This window comes from Bradyrhizobium sp. LeoB3, from assembly GCF_055456055.1.
In genome coordinates this window covers 1-408 of sequence record NZ_JBVBEF010000389.1, presented here as the reverse complement: position 1 = coordinate 408, position 408 = coordinate 1, and the positions used below count along the sequence as shown (strand labels likewise).

The 408-nt window shown below is 60.3% G+C and carries 1 pseudogene; it reads left to right on the top strand.

Annotated features, from left to right (window positions below):
- Positions 1 to 199: 199 nt before the first annotated feature.
- Positions 200 to 408: pseudogene (locus ACZXDY_RS46465) on the top strand (histidine kinase); the annotation flags it as partial.

Below are 408 nucleotides of genomic sequence, written 5' to 3'. Positions count from 1 at the left end.
TTCGGCATCAATGCGACGAAGACCAGTGCTTCCAGGTTCGATATCGCCCACATTCGGCACCGCCTTTATCAAGCCTCGGAGCGCCACCGCTTGGCGTCAATTCCGATTGCAGTTCGGAGAACGCTTCAGACAATGGCGCTTGTCGGTGGACTGGCACGGTCGGCCTTGTGCGGCTGATCGTGAGTGGGAAATACTAGCAATGGGCAGCCTGTTATCACGCCTGTTCGCGCTGGTGGCTGCGGCCATGCTGCCGGCAATCGCGATGCAGGCGTACAACGAAATCGACCTGCGTCGCACGCGCCAAGTTGAAGTACAGGACGAAGTACGCGGGCTCGCCAAGCTCGCCGCCGCTGAGCAGCAGCAGATCGTCCAGGGAGTTCGCCAGGCTTTGATTGCGCTCTCGGAGGT